Here is a 21,009-nt window from a genome sequence, read left to right as displayed (position 1 = left end):
TGAAACCGTTCGTGGTGAGCCTGTCGAACCATGCTTTTCGCGAGAAAATCAAAATCCAGATAGCTGAAGCATTTCGCCAACGGCGTGGTTCGACAGGCTCACCACGAACGGGCTTTCTTCAGACTCATTACGAAATGGCATCTTTTCCTTTGCGTATTCCTTGCAGCTCCCATGTTCCGCATGGGAGCTGCCAGGTCATGCGCCGATCGTTGCCGCCAGCGCCAGGTCGATCAACTTGATCGCGATAAACGGCAGCAGCACGCCGCCCAAGCCGTAGATCAGCATGTTCCGGCGCAGCAATGCGGTGGCGCTGGCGGGTTTGAAGCGCACACCGCGCAATGCCAGCGGAATCAATGCCGGGATGATCAGCGCATTGAAGATCAGCGCCGCAAGCACCGCATTGGTCGGGCTGGACAGGTGCATCACGTTCAAGACCGCCATCGAAGGAATCGCGGCGGCGAACAACGCCGGCAGGATGGCGAAGTACTTCGACACGTCGTTGGCCAGCGAGAAGGTGGTCAGCGCGCCTCGGGTGATCAGCTGCTGCTTGCCCACTTCCACCACGGCCAGCAACTTGGCCGGATCCGAATCCAGATCGACCATGTTGCCGGCTTCCTTGGCCGCCTGCGTGCCCGAGTTCATGGCCAGGCCCACATCGGCCTGCGCCAGGGCGGGAGCATCGTTGGTGCCGTCGCCGACCATCGCTACCAGGCTGCCTTTGGCCTGTTCGCTGCGGATGCGCGCCAGCTTGTCTTCCGGCGTGGCTTCGGCGATGTAGTCGTCCACGCCCGCCTCGGCGGCGATGGCGGCGGCGGTGAGCGGGTTGTCGCCGGTGATCATCACCGTGCGCACGCCCATCGCGCGCAGACGGGCGAACTTGTCCTTCACCCCGTGCTTGACCACGTCGGAGAGTTCGACCACGCCGAGCACGTGCTTGCCGGCGCTGACCACCAGCGGCGTGGCGCCGCCGCGGGCGACCTGTTCGACGCGCGCGGTGAGTTCGTTCGGCACCAGACTGCCCTGCGCTTCCACATGGCGCTTGATGGCATCGCCGGCGCCCTTGCGGATCGAGCGGCCGTCCTCCAGGTCCACGCCGGACATGCGCGTCTGCGCGGTGAACTGCAGGTAGCTGGCGCGATCGGGTTCCGGCGTCGTGCAGCCTTGCTCCCGCGCCAGTTTCACGATCGACTTGCCTTCCGGCGTCGGGTCGGCCAGCGATGCCAGCAGCGCCGCTTCGCGCAGCAGCGAGGCATCGACTCCGGCCAGGGGATGGAACACGGTGGCCTGGCGGTCACCGTGGGTGATGGTGCCGGTCTTGTCGAGCAGCAATACGTCCACATCGCCCGCCACTTCGACGGCCTTTCCCGATTTGGCCAGCACGTTGGCCGACAGCGCGCGGTTCATGCCGGCGATGCCGATGGCCGGCAGCAGACCGCCGATGGTGGTGGGAATCAGGCACACCAGCAGCGCGATCAGCAGCAACGGCGCGACCTGCACGCCGACGAAGGCGCCGATGGCCGGCAGCGTGGCGACCACGATCAGGAACGTGAGCGTCATCGCCGCCAGCAACATGGTCAATGCGATCTCGTTGGGCGTCTTCTGGCGGTTGGCGCCTTCGACCAGCGCGATCATGCGGTCCAGGAAGCTGTGGCCGGGTTCGGCGGTGATGCGGACGATGATCTCGTCGGACAGCACCTTGGTGCCGCCGATCACGCCGGAGCGGTCGGTGCCGGCTTCGCGCAGCACCGGCGCCGATTCGCCGGTGACGGCCGATTCGTTGATGGTGGCCAGGCCGCGGACGATTTCGCCATCGGCCGGGATCTGTTCTCCGGCGCTGACGATGACGTAGTCGCCGGGCCGCAGCTCGGCCGCGGGCAGAAGCTTCTCGGCGCCGCCCAGGTCGGTATTGACCTTTCGCGCCACCAGGTCCTTGCGTGCGCGGCGCAGCGACGCGGCCTGTCCGCGGCCGCGCGCTTCGGCGATGGCTTCGGCGAAGTTGCCGAACAGCACGGTCACCAGCAGGATGACGGTGACCGACCAGCCGAAGCCGGGCGTGGCCACGCCGGCCATCGTGATGACGGCCGACAACAGCGTGCCCATCATCACGATGGCCATCACCGGGCTTTTGACCAGATGTTGCGGCGACAGCTTGAGGAAGGAATCGCGCAGTGCGCTGCGCATCGCCGCGGCGTCGACCAGGGCGGGCTTGCGCGGATGCTGGTCGTGGGAAGTGAACTTGCTAGTTTGTCCGCTCATTTCATTGTTCTCAGTGCGCCGTCGCGGTCAGCGACAGGTGATCGGCGATCGGTCCCAGCACCAGCGCGGGCATGAACTGCAGCACGGTGATGATGACCACTACCGCGATCAGGGTCAGGGCGAAGGTCGGCGTTTCGATATGCAGGCTGCCCGCGCTTTCCGGCGCCGGACGCTTGCGCGCCATCAGCGCGGCCACGGCCAGCGGTACGATCAGGGCCGGGTAACGCCCCAGCGCCAGCACCAGCGAGCAGCTCAGGTTCCACCAGTACGTGGCGTCGCCCAGGCCTTCGAATCCGGAACCGTTGTTGGCGTAGGCCGAGGTGTACTCGTAGAACACCTGGCTGATGCCGTGGAAGCCCGGATTCGAATTGGCGGTGATCGACGGGATCGCCAAGGTCAGCGCGGTGAATCCCAGCACCACCAGCGGCTGCAGCAGGATCAGCAGCGCCAGCAGCTTCACTTCCGGCGCCTCGATCTTGCGGCCGAACAATTCCGGAGTGCGGCCCGTCATCAGTCCGGCCAGGAACACGCTCAACAGCAGGTACACCAGGAACTGCTGCATGCCGCAGCCGATGCCGCCCCAGATGGCGTTGACCAGCATGTTGACCAGCGTGTCCAGCCCGGTCAGCGGCGCCAGCGAGTCGTGCATCGCGTTCACCGAACCGTTGGAGGTCTGCGTGGTCACCGATGCCCACAGGGCGGAAGCATCGGCGCCGAAGCGCACTTCCTTGCCTTCCATCAGCGCGGCATCGGAGGCGGTGGGCGAATACGCTTCCGACCACACTGCGAAGCCGGTGGAAGCGGCCGACATCAGCAGCATGCTGCCGAAGATCATCGCGGTGAGTTTCCTGCGGCCGACCAGCGGGCCGACCATGAAGACCACGGCCAGCGGGATGAGAATGATGCCGACGACTTCCAGGAAGTTGGAGAACGGAGTCGGGTTCTCCAGCGGCACCGCGCTGTTGGGGCCGTACCAGCCGCCGCCATTGGTACCCAGCTGTTTCGCGGCGACCATCGCCGCGACCGGGCCCAGCGGTATTTTCTGTTCCGCCATCTGCGCGCTTGCATCCACCGGCGTTACCGTCGGTCCTGCGGCCAGCGTCGAAGGCACGCCCTGCGAGGTCAGCAGCGCCGACCACAACAGGCACAGCGGCAGCATGAAGCGCACGGTGGCGCGGGTGACATCGGCCCAGTAGTTGCCGACATCGGCCTCGCCGGTTTCATGGGCGTTCTTTTCCTTGCCGCCGAACAAGGCGCGCAAGGTGGCCACCACCAGCGCCAGGCCCATCATCGGCGTGACCACCTGCAGGCCGACGATGCCGACCATCTGCGACAGATAGGACAGCTGCGCCTGGCCGGAATAGTGCTGCTGGTTGGTGTTGGTGAGGAACGACACCATGGTATGCAGCGCCAGGTCCCAGCGCATGTTGGGGATGGCATCGGGATTGAGCGGCAGCCAGGCCTGGGTCATGAACAGCACCCACACCAGCACGCCGACCACGAGGTTGCTGAGCAGGAATGCCTTGGCATACCCGCGCCAGCTCATGCCGCGCCGAGGGTCGGTGCCGAGCAACCGGTAGACCGGCTTCTCGAGCCAGCCGAACAGGCGGTCGCCACGCATGGAGGCGCCGCGCATGACCTTGGCAAGATAGTGGCCCAGGGGCCAGGCCAGGCCGATGGCGAGCGCGAAAACGAGCAGTATTTCGGTCATGTCCGTAGTCCGCTCAGAACTTTTCCGGGCGCAGGACCACCAGCAGCAGATAAGCCGCCGCGACGATCACTACGATTCCGCACAACAAGGACAACCAGCCAGGCATTTGGGCATTCCTCAGATATTTCGAGGAGCGCAGTGTCGGCCCGGGACGCGTAAAAGCTCCATTCGCGCACGGGGCGGCGCCGTAAATTCGGCGTAAATTCGACCCATGTTCAGCGTAAAGTCGACCCCGTTCCGTGCCCGCGTGCGTGCTGGGCGATCTCTGTCAGGAGTACCTCAAGCCAATGGCCATGAAGAAATCGGTGCCCGCCGCCAATCCCGACGCCTATGTGGCGAGCCTGGACGGCTGGCGGCACGCATGCGTGGAAGATCTGCGCGCGGCGGTGCGTTCGGCGGCAACGCTGGAGGAAGTCGTGAAGTGGGGCCACCTGGTCTACCTGTCCAACGGCCCGGTGCTGCTGATCCGCGCCGAGGAGCAACGGGTGCTGTTCGGGTTCTGGCGGGGACAGCGGCTGCGCGCGATCGAGCCGGGCCTCAAGCCCGGCGGAAAGTACGAGATGGCTACACTGGAACTGCGCGAAGGGGCGAACGTGGATTCCGCCATCGCGCGCCGCCTGACCAGGGAAGCGGTGACGCTCAATAAAACGCTTGGGGATCCGACGCGCCTGGTCAAGTGAGGCGCAATCGCCCCGGATACTTCAGGCCTTGCGAGCTTCCTGCGACGGCTCGGCTTCCTGGAACACCGGTGCCGCGAACGGATCCGGCCCCGGCGTACGGCCGAACTTGATCGGCCGGGTCACGCCGCGGTAGCGGCCGATGACGGGATGTTCGATGTCCCCCACTATCTCCTCCGCCAGCACTTGCGGATGGTCGAACATATCCTCGACCCGGCGCGCCGCCGCGCACGGCACTTCATCGCCGAAAATTTCTTCCCATTCCAGCGCGCTGTGCCGGGTCAAGGCGGCGTGCAGGTGCGGAACGATCTCGTTGGCGTGATCGGCGCGCTTGCGCACGGTGTCGTAGCGTTCGTTCTGCTCCAGCATGTGCAGGCCGGTCTTGTCGCACAACGCCTTCCAGAAGCGCGGCGTGTTGGCGGAGATGTAGATATGGCCTTCGCGCGTGGGGTGGATGCCGGTAACGCCGCCCGAACGCATGTCGCGTCCGATATCCAGCGATTCGCCTTCGGCCCAGATCATGCGCGCCGACTGCATGGTCAGCGCGCTGCGCAGCAGCGACACGCCGACGAACTGGCCCAGCCCGCTGCGTTCGCGTTCGTACAGCGCCGAAGACACGCCCGCGGCGAGCAGCGCTGCCGCGTAATAGTCCACCACCGAGCCGTAGATGATTTCCGGGGCGCCGCCGCGTTTGCCTTGCAGCGCGCACATGCCGGTCATGGTCTGCAGCACCTGGTCGTAGCCGGCCTTGTCTTTCATCGGTCCGGTCTCGCCGTAGCCGGTGACGGCGCAGTAGATCAGGCGCGGATTGACGAAGCTCAGTTGCTCGTAGCTTATGCCCAGGCGCTTGGGCACGCTGGGACGGAAGTTGTGCACCAGCACGTCCGCTTCGCGCACCAGTTTCAGCAGCGTGGCGAAACCGTGCGGCTTCTTCAGGTCCAGGGTCATGCCCTGCTTGCTGCGGTTGACGCCCAGGAAAGCGCGGCTCTCGGCCTGCAGCGTGGACGGATACTTGCGCAGGTTGTCGCCGTCAGGCGGCTCGATCTTGAGCACGTCGGCGCCCTGGTCGGCCAGCAGCGTGCAGCCGTAGGGCCCTGCGATGTAGGCGCTGAGGTCCAGCACGCGCACGCCGCTCAACGGACCGGGTGCGCCGGTACGGCCTGCGAACGCGAACGGTGAATCAGTCGCCATACGGTCCTTTCCCTCTACTTCATCCAATAACGCTGACGAAAAGTCTGCTGCATGATCGTCCGCTTTAACAGGTTGGCTTGCTAGCTTCTGACGGCACAATTTCTTGCTTGAGGGCCGGCTCTCATTCCGGTGGAGGCGGCGCCGGCCCGGGCGCCAGCGAGAACCAGGTGAGCCGCCATGCCCCATGGTTGCGGCCTCCGGCCCGGTAATACGGCACCAGCGTCAACGGCGGGCGGCCCAGGCTGTGCAGATGCAGGGCGGCGCCCTCGCCGCTTTCGCCCGGCGCCGGATGCAGCCAGTCGTCGATCGGCGCATCGGCAAGACGCAGCGTTTCTTCGGTCTTGAAGCCGTCGATCAAGTCGCTGGCATACACCAGCGGGCCGCGCGTCACCGCCAGGTATTCGTAACGCATCACCTGCTGGCGTACCGGCGAACCGTCCGGCGCGCGCGATTCCTGGGTGTTCTGCTGCACCTGGCGATGCGCTACCGGCGGCATCGGCAACTCCAGGCTTACTACGTCGCCGGATCGCCATTCGCGCTCGATGACGGCATAGGCGCCGGGATTCGCCTGCATCGGTTCGCCGCCGTCGTTGAGGGCGACGGTCGCTTCTTCGGCCCATTGCGGAATGCGTATGCTAATGGCGAAGCGTGCGGAATGCTCGCAGGACACTTGCAGTTCGATGCCGCCGTCGAACGGATAGGCGGTGGCCTGCTTCAATATCACCTTGCCGGCCCGCGGATGGTCGAAGGCCGCTTCGCCGGGGCCCAACAGATTGACCATGAGGTCGCCGGCCTGCGATTGCGTGTAGGCCAGCGCGGGCAGTTCTTCGATCGCCATCGCTCCGCTGGACTTGCAGCAACGCCAGTAGGTCGTATGCACGCGGCGGCCGTTGGCGAAGGAGTAGTAGCACCAGTCGTTGCCGTCGGGCGCCATGGCGCCGAGCAGATCGTTGTAAGCGGTACGTTCTATCTCTTCGGCGTATTTCGCCTCGCCGCTGAGCGCCAGCAGTTCGCGGTTGAGCTGCACCCAGGCCAGGATGGAACAGGTTTCCACGTAACCGTGCGGACTGAACACACCTGCCGGATTGAACACCTCGCGCGAGCGGTGCGCCACACCGCCCCAGGGCCCGCCGCCGAGCGTGAGGTGTTGGCTGCGGATGCTTTCCCACACCTGATCGACCGCTTCGCGATACGCGGCAATGCCGGTGGCCTTGTGCAGCTTCGCCAGCCCCACCAGATTCCAGGCCAGCTGATAGGCCTTGCCGGTGGCGATCTCCGATGCATCGGCGCCGGCCAATGCGCGCTTCAGCAGCGCCAGATCCGTGTTGTCGTCGGCTTGCCGCAGTACCAGTTGCGCCAGCTCGAGATAACGCGCTTCCCCGGTGGCGAAATACAGCTCCGTCGCCGGGTCCATCAGCACGGTGGCGGACATGCCGTGATGGTTTCCGAGTTCGGTGATGTCGATGCCGCCCTCGGTGAGCGTATGCCAGCACAGGTCGCCGATCTTGCGCGCGGCCTGCAGGTATTCCGGCTTGGGGAAATGCCTGTGCGTTTCCAGCAGGCCCAGGATCAGATAACTGTGCGTCCAGATGTCCCAGGTGCGCACGCTGGGCGCGCCGTCCCAGGTGCCCGGCTTGGGCGGCTGTTTGCGCATGAAGCGGTGGTCCGGCGCGTACGTGCCCAGGTAGCCATCGGCTTCCTGCACGCTTACCAGATAGTCGGCCACGCGCTGCAAGTTGGCGATCAGCGCAGGGTCCTGGCTACGTGCGGCGGCTTTGGCGGTGGCGTACAGCCATTTGCCCGCGTGTTCGCCGTACCAGTCGCCTTCCTGGTTCTTCGCGGCGAGCTCCGGATCGAAGATCGCAATGGCCGGGCTGGTTTCATCGACGATGAAATGCGACAGACGGCCCGACCGGTTCGCGGCGAGCGCTTCGCCCAGCAAACCGCCGAGCCGTACTTCCACCGGAGACGGCGATGCCATCGCGTTGTCCATGTCCGGTTTCATTCCGCATCCACGACGCAGCGGAAGCCCACGCTGCCCGAGCGATCCTTGCAAGGCGCCATCAGCAGATATTTGCCGTGCTGGTCCAAGCGGTAAGCCTGCGGGAAATACCAGTGCGAGGTCTGCGGACGATAGGCGCTGCCGCCGCGCAGCACCGCGGCGCGGGTATGGCTGTCGAAGTATTCGTCGGTCCATTGCCAGACGTTGCCGACCAGATCCAGGACGCCGAACGTGCTGGCGCCGGCGGGATGCGCGTCCACATCGGCCGGCGGCAGCAGCCGGCGCCCGCGGTTCGGCGCCGGCACGGCCGCGGCATTCCAGGCATTGCCCCACGGATAGGCGCGTCCGTCGTTGCCTTGCGCGGCGTACTGCCACTCCCATTCGTGCGGCAGACGCTTGCCGGCCCATCGCGCGTAGGCGCGCGCGTCCTCGATCGACACCCAGGTCACCGGCTTGTTCTCCCAACCTGCCGCGGGTGCGCCCTCCACCCAGTGGCGCAGAAAATTGTGGCTGTCGCGCGGCCGGTAACCGCTCTGGTCGATGAAGCGCTTGAACTGCTCGTTGGTGACCGGAGTGCGGTCGATATGGAAGGCGCGCATCTGCATGCGCCTGCGATGTCCGCGGCGCGCGCTGTTTTCCCAGGGGTACTGGAAGTCAACGCCTTCCCAGGTCTGGCCTTCGATCTCGATACCGCCGACCACGAAATCGAATTCGCCGGCAGGGATGGCGACCATGCTTTCAGGGGCCTTGGCCACCGGCGCTGTACGGGCGATCTCGACCAGGGTCTGCGGAATCGATTTCCACTGGTTCGACAGCGATTGCAACGGCGTCCTGGCGAAGCCCTTCATCAGTTCGAGGAACGCTTCCAGGTCCGGATCCTGCGTGCCCGCTTCCAATGCCAGCACGGCGCCGTAACCCTTCCCTTCCAGGGTCGTTGTCAGCGTTGCCTTGCCGTCGGCCAGGCGCGGCTGCAAAGCGACGCCGTTCCAGGCATCGAAGTAGCGCGTGCCCTCGATGTGATCCACGGCGATCTGCTCGCCGTCCACCTCGTACTCGTTGCGGTTGACGATATTCCACAAGGTCATGCCGTCGCCCGGGAAACGGCTGGCGAACACCCCGGCCTGCAGCGTGGCCGCATACGGCTGCCAGTCCATGCTGACCATCAACGGCGCGAACTTGCGCTCGACCGCGGCGATGCGGCGCAGGGTGGCCGCATCGCGCGGGGTGAACTGGTTCCAGATGCCCCAGATGTTCTCCCACGCGTTGTAGCCCACGCCGTTGAAGAAGATGTATTGCAGATCGTTGCTGCGGTCGCGGCCCCAGCGGTTTTCGTAATTGATCATGTGGCGCGGTTCCAGCCACTTGAACTTGGCCACCGAGGGAATCACGTCCGCCGGCACTTTCTTGCCCCAGCTCTGTACGTTCCAGATCAGGTGTTCCTCGGCGCTGATCGTGGACTCCGGCTGCACCACCACCGGACGGCCCAGCGCGTCGCAGGCGTCGAAAAAGGCGCGCGGCACGCCGTTGTAGGTGTCGCCGTTGATGCCGTCGGCGCCGGTTTCCTTGACCAGCCGCGCGATCGCCAGCCAATCGGCTTCGCCCTGCTCGCGGGTGCCGTTGTCCCACGGCATGGTCGGCAGGAACACCTTCACTCCACGCCGGTGGAAATCGGCGACCACGCCGCGGATGCCTTCCACGCCGCCCGGCAGGTCGTGGATGAGATCGAACTGGTTGCGGTCGTCTATGCCGATGTTGGGATAGATGTACCAGAGCAGCACGCTGTCCAGTCCGCCGAAGCGTTCCTCCAGATCGTCCAGATAACGGTCGACGGTGTACTTGCCCACCGCCGCATCGTAGAAATAGCGGTCCTCGATCATCATCTGCGCATGCACGAAGTTGCGCTGCGCCCACTGCAGTTCCGGACGCTTGTAGTTGGCGTCGTCGTAGCCGATGCGGGTCAGGTGCTCGCGGCGCCAGTCGCGCAGTTCGCGCAGCCAGTCGCCGGCGGTGCCGTTGACGTCCATCTTCCAATGGCCGATCTCGGCGAAGGGCCAGCCCGGCGCCTTGCCCGGCGTGGGCAGGTACCGCTGGGTGGTGACGTGGGAGAACTTGTATTCGGTCCTGATCTCCGGCCGCTCCCCGTCGTCGCGGGAGTCGGTCGGAGGCGCTGTGTTTTCCGGGCTTGCGGTCATGGTCTTTGGGGGGTTCCGGATCGATTGGAAGCGAGTGTCACACAAGGCCGCAATAAGCGGCGAGGCTGCGGTCGGCACGTGGCGCGTGGCGGTCGTTCGAACGCAGCATCGCTTCCACTTCGATGCGTTGCGGGATGCTGGATTGTGCACCCAATCGCGTGCAGGCCAACGCCGACGCGGCGCATGCGTAGCGCAGCGCCGCGGGCAGCGGATCGCCCAGGTTCAGCGCGGCGACCAGAGCGCCGCAGAAAGTGTCGCCGGCGGCGGTGGTATCGACCGCCTGGACCTTGAAACCGGACTGCAGGAAAAATTCCGCGCCCTGCCGCGCGCAGCAACCGCGCGCGCCCAGGGTCACCACCACGCAGGGCACGTCCAGCAGCGCCAGGCATTCGGCCACGCTGCCACGATGCCCGGTGACGGCGGCCAGTTCGCCCTCATTGACGATCAGCACGTCGACCGACAGCAACAACTCGGTGGGCAGCGCCTGTGCGGGCGCTGCATTCAGCACCACCTGCACGCCCGCCGCGCGCGCCGCCAGCGCGAAAGCGGTCACCGCTTCCATGGGCGTCTCCAGCTGCAGCAGCAGATGGCTCACCGCTTGCAGCGACGGAAGCTCGTCGCCGCACAATGCGCCATTGGCGCCCGGGGCGACGGTGATCGCGTTCTCGGCATCGTCGGACAGGCAGATGAAAGCGGTGCCGGTCGGCTGCGCGCTGCGCACCACCTGCACGGCTACGCCCGCATCGGCCAGGGAGTCTTCGATGGTCTTGGCGAACGGGTCGTTGCCCAACGCCAGCAGCATGCCCGTATCGACGCCGCCCGCCCGCGCGCAGGCCACCGCCTGATTGGCGCCCTTGCCGCCGGGGAACGTCGCGAATTCGCGCCCGAGCACGGTTTCCCCGGGCGCCGGCACGTGCGAGGCGCGCACCACGAAATCCAGGTTGGCCGAACCGGCCACCAGCAAGGTCTTGCGCGCGTTCATGGCGTCAGCGCCTGATGGACCAGGTTGTAGAAGGGCGTGCCGATCCGCGGCAGATCGTTGGCCGCGCCGTTGGGAAGGTGCTGCAACAACAGGATCGAGATCATCCGTTCCTTGGGATCGATGGAGAAATAGGTGGAAGCCGCACCGGACCAGCCGAATTGTCCGGCCGAACCCAGACGGCCCTTGCCCGCGGGATCAAGCAGCACGGAGCCACCCAGCCCGAAGCCTTCCGCATCGCTGAACTGGGTCACTGGCCGGTCCAGGAAGGTCAGCTGGTTGATCATCATCTGCTCGACCGTCTTGCGGTCGAGGAGGGTTGCGCCTTCCAGCGTGCCGCCGTCGAGCAGCATCCGGCACAGGCGCATGAAATCCGGTGCGGTGGAGTACAGACCGCCCGCGCCGCTGGGGTAAGGATTGAGCATTTCGCCCGGATGCAGCGCGCTCGGGCCTTGGTCCAAGCGCAATTTCCCGTCCGCGCCCATGGTCGTGATGTCGACGATGCGGTCGCGCTTGGCTGGCGGAATGCTGAAGCCGGTGTCTTCCATGCGCAGCGGAGCGAGGATTCGTTGTTGCACGAAATCATCGAAGCGCTGTCCGCTCACGACTTCCACGATGCGTGCGACTACTTCCATCTGGGTGCCGTCGTAACGGAATCGCGTGCCCGGCTCAACCGCCAGGGGTACTTTGGACAGGCGTTCGGAGAATTCGGCCAGATCGGCCGAACCATGCAGGTCGGCGCGCTCCAGCAGCTTGGTCGCTTCCTCATTTCCTGCGGTCGCGAAACCGGCGGTGTGGGTCAGCAGTTGACGCAGGGTGATCTTGCGGTTCGCAGGCCGCAGCTGCAGCAGATCGGCGCTGCCGCCGGTGAAGATCCGCATGCCGGAGAATTCCGGCAGATACTTCTCGACCGGATCATCCAGGCCCAGTTTTCCCTCCTCCATCAACATCAGCGCAGCGACCGTGGTCACCGTCTTGGTCATGGAGTAGATGCGGAAAATGGAGTCCTTGCGCATGGGCGAGCTGCGGGCCAGGTCGCGATAGCCGTAGGCCTGCGACTGGACTATCACGCCGTCTTTCCAGACCAGGCTGACCGCGCCCTGGTAACCCTGCGCGTCGGTCGCATGTTCGAGAAAGCCATCCAACCGCTGCAGGCGTTCTGCCGGGATCCGAGGAGAGTCGGCGCCCGCACCTGCAGCGTTGGCTGGCGAAGAGAAAGCGGCAACGGCCGCCGAGGCCAGGCCGAGCACGATGCCGCACAGCAATGGGAAAAAGCGCGTCAGCACGCGGGACCCCGACGCATGGAAATCCATCGTCGATGGCGGCCGCCTGCCGCCAGGCAGGCCAGCTCGAACCCGACATGCAGGCAGACGTACGCCATCGAAAACTCAGCAATCAAAACTTGATGTGGTGCGCGAATGAGGACATTCAGAAAGTGTACTCATAGGTCAGCGAGACCATGCGGCCACGGCCGGCGAAGTAGTTCTTGAAGAAGTCCACCTGCGACCAGCTCAGGATGTACTGCTTGTCGGTCAGGTTTTCGATGCCCACGGTGAAGCGCCCGACGTTCTCGATCCTGTAGTTCACGCTCAGGTCGAACAGGGTGTAGCCGTCGGTATGCTCTTCGAACGAATACGTAGCGCCGTCGAATTCGCGCACGTCCTCACCGGACAAGTCGCGCGACATCAATTTTGTCGCATTCAGTGTGACATCGCCGTTGGGGTTGAATTTCCAGGTGACCGAAGCGCCTATCTTGTCCGGATTGATGTCCGACACGCCGATCGGCTTGTTCAACCCGCCGGCGGGGTAGCGACCTTCCAGGTCCGCATTCCAGAATGCGGTCTTGCCGCGGATGCGCGAGTACAGCGCGCTCGCCTTCCATTGATCGTTGAACCTCCATTCGCCGCTCAGCTCGACGCCCTTGATGCGGGTCGGCGCGCGATTGAGGACGTAGTCGTTGGTCTCCGGGTCCACCGACAGGGACGTGCCGAAGGGCGATCTGGAGTCGTAATACGAACCGCCGAACGAACCGCGGTCGCCGCGCCAGTTGAAACCGTACTCGCGGTTGTCGACGATGATGGGCTGGATATCGCGGATGCGGTCCACCGACTGGCCCGGCACGTTGATGTTGCGCAGCGGGATGCCGATGTTGGGCAGGCTGAAGCCTTCGCCATAGGAAGCGAATACCGACCACTCGTCGGTGATGCGCCAGATACTGCCGAAATTGACCAGATTCTCCGTGTATTCCACACCGCCGCCCTGGACGAACACGCTGTTGCGGAACGCCGTGGTGGTGTAGCTGTCGACCTTGAGCTCGCCGTCCTCGCGCCGGAAACCGCCGCTGAACGTGACCGGACCCAGGTCGTAGCTCAACTGCGCGTAGGGCGCGGTGCTGGTGTATTTCATGGGCGGCACCCACACGCGGTTGGTGAGCGCCAGGCGCTGTTGCGCCTCGTCCTTGACGAAATCCACACCGGCACGCAGCTCGAGGCCTTCCACGCCGAACAATGAACCGCGCGTCCACGACGGACGGAACCCGTACTTCTTGCTGTCGATCTCGGACTGGTCGTAGATGCGGTCGGCTTCGTCGAAGTCGTCGTCCACCTTCACCAGTTGCTTGTCGTCGCCGTTCTCCGGCAGGTAGCGCATCGCCTGATCGGCCCAGTACGCGTTCATCATCAGCGTGCCGCCGAGGAAATCCCCATGCGAATAGAGGACGTTCAACTGCTCGAAGTCGTTGAACTCGGCCTTGCTGCCGAAGATGTGCCCGCGCTCGGAAGTGTTGGTGACCGGATTCTCGCAGGTGCCCGGACGGCAGCCCTCGACCTGGATGTAGTCGCCGTTGCCCTCGATCTTGAAATGGCTGTAGCTGGCCTGCAGCCGCTGCATCCCGTCTTCGCCGAAGTTGATGCCGCCTTTCAGGAACAGGTTGTTGGCCATGGAGTCGGAGACCGAGCCGCTGGTGTTCATGCCCACGCGGCGGCCGTCGGCATCGTAGGAGATGCCGCGATCGATGGCGGACAGTCCGACTACAAAATCATAGTTGTCCTGCTTGTGCAGCCAGTTGGCGCCCACCTTCCAACCGCTGCTGTCGTTGCCGAACTGGGTCGAATAGCGGGTAAGGATGCGGAACTCGTTGCCTTCCTTCTGCGGCACGCTGGAGATGTAGTTGATGATGCCGCCCGCTGCGCCGATGCCTTCCGACGCGGAAGGACCATTGATTACCTCGATGCGGTCGACGATGCCCATGTCGGTGAAAGTCGCGTTGCGGTTGCCCTCGCGCAGCGGCGAGCCCTGCGGAACGCCGTCGAACAGGCGCAGCGCGATGCGGCCGCGCAGGGTTTCGCCCGAGTTGCTCATGGCCTGCGAGGATTCGGCGTAGCCGGGCACGGTGCGCGCCAGCACGGCGGTGGCGTCCTCGGTCACCGCCAGGGTGTTCTTGATTTCCTCTTTCGAGACCAGCGTGATCGCGCCCGGTATCTTGTCGATCGCCTTGGGGCTGCGAGAGCCGGTGACGATCACCGCATCCAGATCGGTCGCGTCGGCTGGCTGGCTATCGGCCGCGGGAGCCGGTTCGGCCGCCGCGGCCGCCTGTTGCGCATGGACGCTGGCGCTGACGGCAGCCGCCAGCAGGAAAACGCCGAATGTGGCCGGTACGTGCTTCATGGTGTTTGGTCTCTAGGTTTTTGTACTTATCAAGAGACGCGGCGAATGCGCGGCTCCCCCGTTTGCGTATGCGCGTCGGCAGTTCGCGCGGATGCGAACTGCGTGCCAAGCATCCCCTCCAAGACGCTTACGTACAGCCCCGACAATGGACGGGAGACTAGGCGCTGGCGAAAGGGAATAGAACCGGGGCGAACTATGTTCAGAGTCTAGTTTTTGTTGCTTACCGAATACGCGGCTCATGACGCATTGCAGCATTTATTTACCGGCAATTCGCATGCGCACCGACGTCATCCCAGCGGTTTCCAACAGCGCAGCTGGTCAAGCTGGGATCCATCTTGATTTTGATGTTCGCGTGAAGCCGATCAAAGCGCAGAGCCAGATCAAAATGGATCCCAGCTTTCGCTGGGATGGCGACCTGGCGACGGGAGTAATCCCCTGGGGGTCAGCCGTTGACGGCCTTCATCGCCGCCCTGCTCTCTTCCAGGAACACGGTCACCAGGCGGATGCGGATGGTCGAGCGCGACCACACGATGCCGATCTGCCGCGGTACGCTTTCTTCCGGCAGCGGCAGGCGCACCAGCTTCAATCCTTCCGGCCACGGCTTGGCCCAGTCCGGCACGAGCGAAACTCCAAGGCCGCGGTCCACCATCACCGCGATCGCGTTGAGAGCGTTCAATTCGAAGCGCTCGTGCGGAGTGATGCCGACACGCTGCAGGTACTCCTCGGCCTGGCGTCCGCCCCAGTGGTTGCGGTCGTAGCGGATCAGCGGCTGCGTGGCCAGCAGCTCGTGCGGATCGCGGCCGGCCATGCTTTCCGGCGCCAACACCACCAGCGGTTCCTCGCGCAGCAACTGCCAATTACAGGTCTTGGGCAGGGTGTAGGGCGCGTGCAGCACGATCGCCGCATCCAGTTCGCCGCCTTCCACCGCGCGGTAGAGATCGGCCGAGTAGCCCGGCTTGATGAATACGTTGATTTCGGGAAATTTCTCCACCATCCGCGCCAGGATGTCGGGCAGCATGCCGGCCAGCGCGGTGGGACAGGCGCCCAGGCGCAGTTCGCCGGAGACCGCGTTGTCGTTGGCCAGGCTGCGCAGGTCGGCCACGTCGCGCAACAGATCGCGGCTGCGCTGCAGGATGCGCGAGCCTTCCTCGGTCACGCTGACCGTGCGCCCAACCCGTGCGATCAGCGGCGCGCCGATTTCGCGCTCCAGCGTGCGGATCTGCTGCGCCACCGCCGCCGGAGTGATGTTGAGCAGGCGCGCGGCCGCGGCCATCGAACCGCGGTCTACCACTGCCACGAAGGTCTTGAGGAATTGGGTATCCACGTCTGGTCTCTGCAGCAGGCTTGAACAAGAATCCGTTCGCGGCGGGCTGTCGAACCACACCGATGGCGTCATGCCGGGCGTTTACGATAACCCGGATTCCGCGTTAAAGGCGTGGCTGGACGAGTTCATCGATGGTCGTCATCTCTGCGGAGGCGGGATCCAGGGGACTTTGCTTCTGCGCCAAGAGCGTGGTTCGACAGGCTCACCACGAACGGGATCTTGACAGGCTCGCCACGAACGGAGCATCCATAGCCCCTGCAACAAGCGCTATTGGCGGACAGGTTCCGGCTTTACGTAGTTGCTGTCCGACTTCACCCAGATCGTCAGCCCGTCCAGGTCGCGGGTCGGCGCCGGAAACAGCAGGCTGGCCAGGTAACCGATCACGATGCACAGCATGATCGAGATGGCCAGATAGAAGTACGGATGCACCAGGTCCATCGACCAGGCCAACAGGGTCAACCCGATGCTGGAAGCCACGCCGATGGCCACGCCGGCCGAATTGGCGCGGCGCGTGAACATGCCCAGCGTGTAGGCGCCGGCGAAACCGCCGCCCAGCAAGCCGGCCAGCTCGATCGAAACGTCGAACAGCGAATGGATATCGAAGCGCGACAGCAGCAGCGCCACACCGATGCCGAGCAAGCCGGTAGCCACAGTGGCGATCTCGGCGAACAGCACGCTCTTCTTGGGCGTGGGGTTCTTGGAAAGCTTCTCGTAGAAATCGACCGAAGCCAGGGTGGCCACGCTGTTCATGATGCTGGAGAGCGTGGCCATGGCCGCCGCGAAGATGCCGGCGATGATCAGCCCGGTCACGCCCATCGGCAGCTCTGCGGCGATGAACAACGGAAACGTCGCATCGATCGGCAGCAGCGGGTTCATGCGTTCCGGATTGTTCTTGTAGTAGACGAACAGCGCGGTGCCGATGGAATAGAAGATGAAGCCGCCTGGGATCATGATCAGGGCGAACGCCCAGATGGAACGGCCGGCTTCCTTGTCGGACTTGGTCGACAGCGTGCGCTGCATCAGCACCTGATCCTTGGGGAAAGTCAGCACCACGTCGAACAGCACCAGGAAGATGAAGCCCCACACCGTGGCCTTGGTCAGGTCGAAGCTGAAATCCAGCAGCTTGGTCTTGTCGGCGGCCTGGGCGATGTCGTGGAATTCGCCGAAACCGCCCTTCAAGGTCCAGACGATGAAGAGGATGGCGAAGATCGCGCCGCCCATCTTGACGATGACCTGCACGAAGTCGGTCCAGATCACCGCCTTCATGCCGCCCATGGCGGTGTAGATGATGGTGAAGCCGCCCATCATCAGGATGCTCCACTCCACCCGGATGCCGGTGATGGTGGCGATGGCCAGCGCCGGCAGGAACAGCACCACGCTCATGCGGCTGCCGATCTGCATGATGATGCACAGCGCGCTGGCCAGCATGCGGATGGTGGGGTGGAAGCGGGTTTCCAGGTACGAGAACACCGACATCAGATTGAGGCGGCGCAGCAACGGCACGATCCAGACCGCCACGAACATCAGCCCCAGCACCGCGACCAGGTTGTTGGTGAGATACTGCCAGTTGGTTTCGAAGGCCTTGGCCGGAATGGCGATGAAACTGATCGAACTGGTGTTGGCCGCGTACAGGCTGACGCCGGCCGCCCAGAACGGAATGGTGCGGCCGCCGACGAAGAAGTCCGAAGTCGAGTTGCGCTTTTCGCGGATGTAGAAATAGAAGCCCATGCCGAGCATCGCGCCCAGGTAGACCACGATCACTATCCAGTCCAGCCAGCGCAACAGCAGCTTGCCGGACTGGATCTGGGTGGACTCGAAAGCGATACCCTTGCCGTCCGCTGCGGGTCGCGCCCACAGCACCCCGTTGTCCAATGCCGCGGTCGCGAAGACGCCAGCCGCATCGGAATCGGGCAGCGTCGCCCACGATCCGGTGATGGTCTGGAAGGTCCGCATCTGCGCCGGGCCGCTGCCATCGGCGACCAGATAGATCACATGCGCCTGGCCGATGGCGCGCGCCGATCCGGGCACGATCTTGCCGGGAACCCTGCCCTTGTCCTGCCAGCCGCTATCGGCCGCCCAGCGCAGGATGCGCTCGCCGCCAGCCGCAGGCACGGTGACGAACACCGCCGAGGTCTGCGCGACCAGCGAAGTCGGCGATGCATTGCCGGGCCAGCCGGCACTCTTTTTCCATTCCGGTTTCGTCGCGGTCGACACCAGCGACAGCAGCACCGCCTGCCCATTCGCATCGATGCCGGCGACATACACGTTGTCGGCGTTGGCCGCCGCGCGCGCGCCTTCCACAACGACGGGCAACGGCGGCAACGGCGGCAACGGCGTGACGGTCGGCTGGCCGTTGATCAAGCCGAGGCGTTCGACGGAAGCGACCGCGCTGGATTGCGCGGGCCCGCGCAACAGGAAAGCGAGCTGTCCGTTGCCGACCACGCTTTTCAGTTCGCCGCTTGCCGCCGCAGGCTTCCAGTTCAACGCCGTCCAGCTTCCGCCGCGGCTGTCCAGCATCCAGGCCTGGTCCGCGCCGATCGCCAGCGGCCTGCCCTCCACCGCCACCAGACCAATCAGAGGCTGGTCTGTGGCGAGCGTGGGCAGTGCAGTGGTCTTTACCTTGGACAGGCTTTCGGCATGGGTCAGCGGCGACCACGCCGTGGCCAGCAACAGCAGTACCGCCAGCAAGGCGCGCATCGGCAAAGGGGAATGGCTCATCAAGACGCGCCCGTATTGGCGTCGGCCGAAGCCAGGATCGCTTCGGCCCGCTTAAGGAAAGGAAGATCGATCATGCGGCCATCGACGAGGAACGCGCCGTGCCCGGCCTCGCGCGCCGCAGCGACGATGCGCCGCGCCGCTGCGATTTCTTCGGCATCCGGCTGGAACGCCTGGTTGGCCAAGGCCACCTGACTGGGATGGATGCAGCTCTTGCCCACGTAGCCCAGACGGCGCGCCATGCCGGCTTCGGCGCGGAAGCCATCGGCATCGCCGATGTCGGCGAAGGCGGCGTCCCAGGCGAACACACCGGCTTCGGCGGCCGCCATGCGCATCGCATACAGCGCGGCGTGGACGTTGGCCGGATCGCGGCGATCGATGCCCAAAGGCTGGAACAGATCGGCCAGGCCCAGCTGCAACCCGGCCACGCGTGGATGGGCGGATGCGATTTCGGCGGCAAGGCGCAGACCGCGCGGGGTTTCGATATTGGCCAGCAGCCCGATCGGTTGGGCAACGCCATTGGCCGCTTCGGCCTTCTCCAGCAGGGCGACGGCAGCCAGCACGTCCTGCGCCGATTCGACCTTGGGCAGGTTGATCAGGTCCACGCCCGTGCGCGCGACCGCGGCCAGGTCGGCTGCCAGGTGCACCGTATCCACGGCGTTGACCCGCACCACGACGATCTTCGCCGTGGCCAGCAGCGGGGCCGACTGCAGCAAGGCGGACACCGACTCGCGGGCTTCGCCTTTGCGCGCTTCGGGTACCGAATCCTCCAGGTCGAAGCTCAACGCATCGGCATCGCCCGCCAGCGCCTTGGCGAACAACTCCGGACGCACCCCAGGGACGAACAGCTTGCTACGCATCGACCATGCTCTTCATGGCGCGCAGTGTGCGGGAAACGGAAGCAAAGAAAAGTCTTCGGCGGCATATTCAGAAGAAACATTTCATTGCTTGGCGGCCTCCATTGGATTGGGGGACGTCGCCTGGAACCGAGTCGCAATACCCACCGTTGTCCCGGCATAGGCCGGGACCCAGCAATTTTGCTGCGACCCGGTAACTCTGATGCATCAGATAGAAACGATGACGTCGTCCCAGCGCAAGCTGGGATCCATTTTGACTTTGATGTTTGCGGACGAGGGTCGGGCCGCGTCGAACGGCAAGATCAAGATGGATCCCAGCTTGCGCTGGGATGACGACTGAGGACGTTCGGCATTCTGCGGCCGCGAAGGCTTCCACGCTCCCTCAACGCCTCACGTCGAACCCGCCCTCCTCCAGCAGCGCCTCGATCTCCGCAACGCCGACCAAGTTGAAATCCCCCGGCAGCGAGTGCTTCAGGCAAGCCGCCGCCAGGCCAAAATGCAAACCCTGCGCATCGTCCATGCCGGCGATCTCGCCATGCAGCACACCGGCCGCGAATGCGTCGCCGGTGCCGATGCGGTCCACGATCGAGGCCAGCTCGTACACCGGCGTAATGTGGCTGCTGCCGTCGCGGCGGGCGTCGATGGCCGACAGAGAATGGTGGTCGACACTGTGCTGCACGCGCTGGGTGGCGGCCATGCGCTGCAAATGCGGAAATGCGGAGAAAGCAGCTTCTGCTCCCGCCAGGAACCTCGCATGGGAAGTCTCCTGCGGAAACGCCCGCCCCAGCACTACCTGGATATCGCGATGGCTGGCGAACATGAGGTCGGCCTCGGCCATGATCGCACGCAGGATCCCGGCGGCATCGCCCTGCCAGGCCTCCCACAGCTTGGGACGGAAGTTGCCGTCGAAGGACACCTTCACCCCGGCTGCGCGCGCGGCCCGCACCGCCTGCAAGGTGCGGTCGGCAGCCAGTTGCCCCAATGCCGGACTGACGCCCGACACGTGCAGCCAGTCGGCCCCCTGCAGTAGCGCCTTCCAGTCGTGCTCGCCGCCACCGTGCCGTGCGAAAGCGGAGTCGGCGCGGTCGTAGAGCACCTCGCTCGGGCGCTGGATGGCTCCCGGTGTCAGGAAATACAGTCCCATGCGTCCCTCGGCCTTGCCGACCGCGCGCGTATCCACTCCGTGGCGGCGCAGTTCGCCTGTCGCCGACTCGCCCAGGGCGTTGTCCGCAACCAGTCCGACCATGCGCGCACGGTGGCCCATCCTGGCCAGCGAAACGGCGACGTTGGCTTCCGCCCCGCCGGTGTGCACTTCCAGGCAAGGGGATTGCAGCAGCAACTGCCGTGCCGGCGCACCCAGGCGCAATAGCAGCTCTCCGAAACAGACCACGTGTCCCCGCATGTAAACGCTCCCATGACCTAGTGATCCGCGCCCTGAC

General features: G+C 64.9%; 14 protein-coding genes. 1 reads left to right on the top strand and 13 read right to left on the bottom strand.

Annotated features, from left to right (window positions below; genetic code table 11):
- Positions 1 to 195: 195 nt before the first annotated feature.
- The 3 genes from kdpB to CSC73_RS08955 are packed head-to-tail and all read right to left on the bottom strand — an operon-like array spanning position 196 to position 4,073.
- Entirely contained in the window at positions 196 to 2,256 is a 2,061-nt protein-coding gene (gene kdpB, locus CSC73_RS08965; RefSeq protein WP_163840096.1) for a potassium-transporting ATPase subunit KdpB, read from the bottom strand.
- 10 nt (positions 2,257 to 2,266) lie between these two features.
- Positions 2,267 to 3,967 carry a potassium-transporting ATPase subunit KdpA gene (kdpA, locus tag CSC73_RS08960; RefSeq protein ID WP_163840095.1) on the bottom strand — a complete coding sequence of 567 codons (1,701 nt, stop codon included), beginning with the start codon at positions 3,965 to 3,967 and terminating at the stop codon, positions 2,267 to 2,269.
- Positions 3,968 to 3,980: 13 nt separating this feature from the next.
- Complete coding sequence (locus CSC73_RS08955) at positions 3,981 to 4,073, bottom strand: potassium-transporting ATPase subunit F (RefSeq protein ID WP_093283544.1); 93 nt, start codon at positions 4,071 to 4,073, stop codon at positions 3,981 to 3,983.
- A gap of 181 nt (positions 4,074 to 4,254) precedes the next feature.
- Here CSC73_RS08955 and CSC73_RS08950 point away from each other — a divergent pair, with 181 nt between their 5' ends.
- Positions 4,255 to 4,647: a DUF1801 domain-containing protein gene (locus CSC73_RS08950; protein ID WP_211840852.1), complete on the top strand. Its 393-nt coding sequence runs from the start codon at positions 4,255 to 4,257 to the stop codon at positions 4,645 to 4,647.
- A gap of 21 nt (positions 4,648 to 4,668) precedes the next feature.
- On the opposite strand, the gene CSC73_RS08945 is transcribed toward CSC73_RS08950, so the two are convergent.
- The 10 genes from CSC73_RS08945 to CSC73_RS08900 all read right to left on the bottom strand — a co-directional run bounded on the left by CSC73_RS08945 (position 4,669) and on the right by CSC73_RS08900 (position 20,972).
- Complete coding sequence (locus tag CSC73_RS08945; protein WP_163840094.1) at positions 4,669 to 5,835, bottom strand: CaiB/BaiF CoA transferase family protein; 1,167 nt, start codon at positions 5,833 to 5,835, stop codon at positions 4,669 to 4,671.
- 121 nt (positions 5,836 to 5,956) lie between these two features.
- Complete coding sequence (locus CSC73_RS08940; protein ID WP_246197453.1) at positions 5,957 to 7,840, bottom strand: glycoside hydrolase family 127 protein; 1,884 nt, start codon at positions 7,838 to 7,840, stop codon at positions 5,957 to 5,959.
- On the bottom strand, positions 7,837 to 10,029 hold the full coding sequence (locus CSC73_RS08935) for a formylglycine-generating enzyme family protein (RefSeq protein WP_163840093.1): 2,193 nt from the start codon (positions 10,027 to 10,029) through the stop codon (positions 7,837 to 7,839). The genes CSC73_RS08940 and CSC73_RS08935 overlap by 4 nt, the downstream gene beginning before the upstream one ends.
- Before the next feature lie 37 nt (positions 10,030 to 10,066).
- Positions 10,067 to 11,011 (bottom strand): ribokinase, encoded by a 945-nt coding sequence (locus tag CSC73_RS08930; protein ID WP_163840092.1) that lies wholly within the window; start codon positions 11,009 to 11,011, stop codon positions 10,067 to 10,069.
- A complete protein-coding gene (locus CSC73_RS08925) occupies positions 11,008 to 12,294 on the bottom strand; it encodes a serine hydrolase domain-containing protein (protein WP_163840091.1) in 1,287 nt (428 codons plus the stop codon). The genes CSC73_RS08930 and CSC73_RS08925 overlap by 4 nt, the downstream gene beginning before the upstream one ends.
- Before the next feature lie 142 nt (positions 12,295 to 12,436).
- The gene (locus CSC73_RS08920) at positions 12,437 to 14,674 is read right to left on the bottom strand and encodes a TonB-dependent receptor (RefSeq protein ID WP_163840090.1); all 2,238 of its coding nucleotides are present in this window, start codon (positions 14,672 to 14,674) and stop codon (positions 12,437 to 12,439) included.
- 442 nt (positions 14,675 to 15,116) lie between these two features.
- A complete protein-coding gene (locus tag CSC73_RS08915) occupies positions 15,117 to 15,998 on the bottom strand; it encodes a LysR family transcriptional regulator (protein WP_163840089.1) in 882 nt (293 codons plus the stop codon).
- Between the two features lie 267 nt (positions 15,999 to 16,265).
- The gene (locus tag CSC73_RS08910) at positions 16,266 to 18,716 is read right to left on the bottom strand and encodes a sodium:solute symporter family protein (protein WP_163840088.1); all 2,451 of its coding nucleotides are present in this window, start codon (positions 18,714 to 18,716) and stop codon (positions 16,266 to 16,268) included.
- Entirely contained in the window at positions 18,716 to 19,573 is an 858-nt protein-coding gene (locus CSC73_RS08905) for an HpcH/HpaI aldolase/citrate lyase family protein (protein ID WP_163840087.1), read from the bottom strand. Before CSC73_RS08905 ends, CSC73_RS08910 begins: the two co-directional genes overlap by 1 nt.
- 379 nt (positions 19,574 to 19,952) lie before the next feature.
- Positions 19,953 to 20,972, bottom strand: a complete 1,020-nt coding sequence (locus tag CSC73_RS08900; RefSeq protein WP_163840086.1) for a sugar kinase — start codon at positions 20,970 to 20,972, stop codon at positions 19,953 to 19,955.
- Positions 20,973 to 21,009: the final 37 nt, after the last annotated feature.

Source organism: Pseudoxanthomonas sacheonensis (assembly GCF_010093305.1).
Lineage (GTDB): Bacteria > Pseudomonadota > Gammaproteobacteria > Xanthomonadales > Xanthomonadaceae > Pseudoxanthomonas_A > Pseudoxanthomonas_A sacheonensis.
The sequence above is the reverse complement of the archived record's forward strand: the minus strand, read 5'-3'. Positions and strand labels throughout refer to the sequence as shown.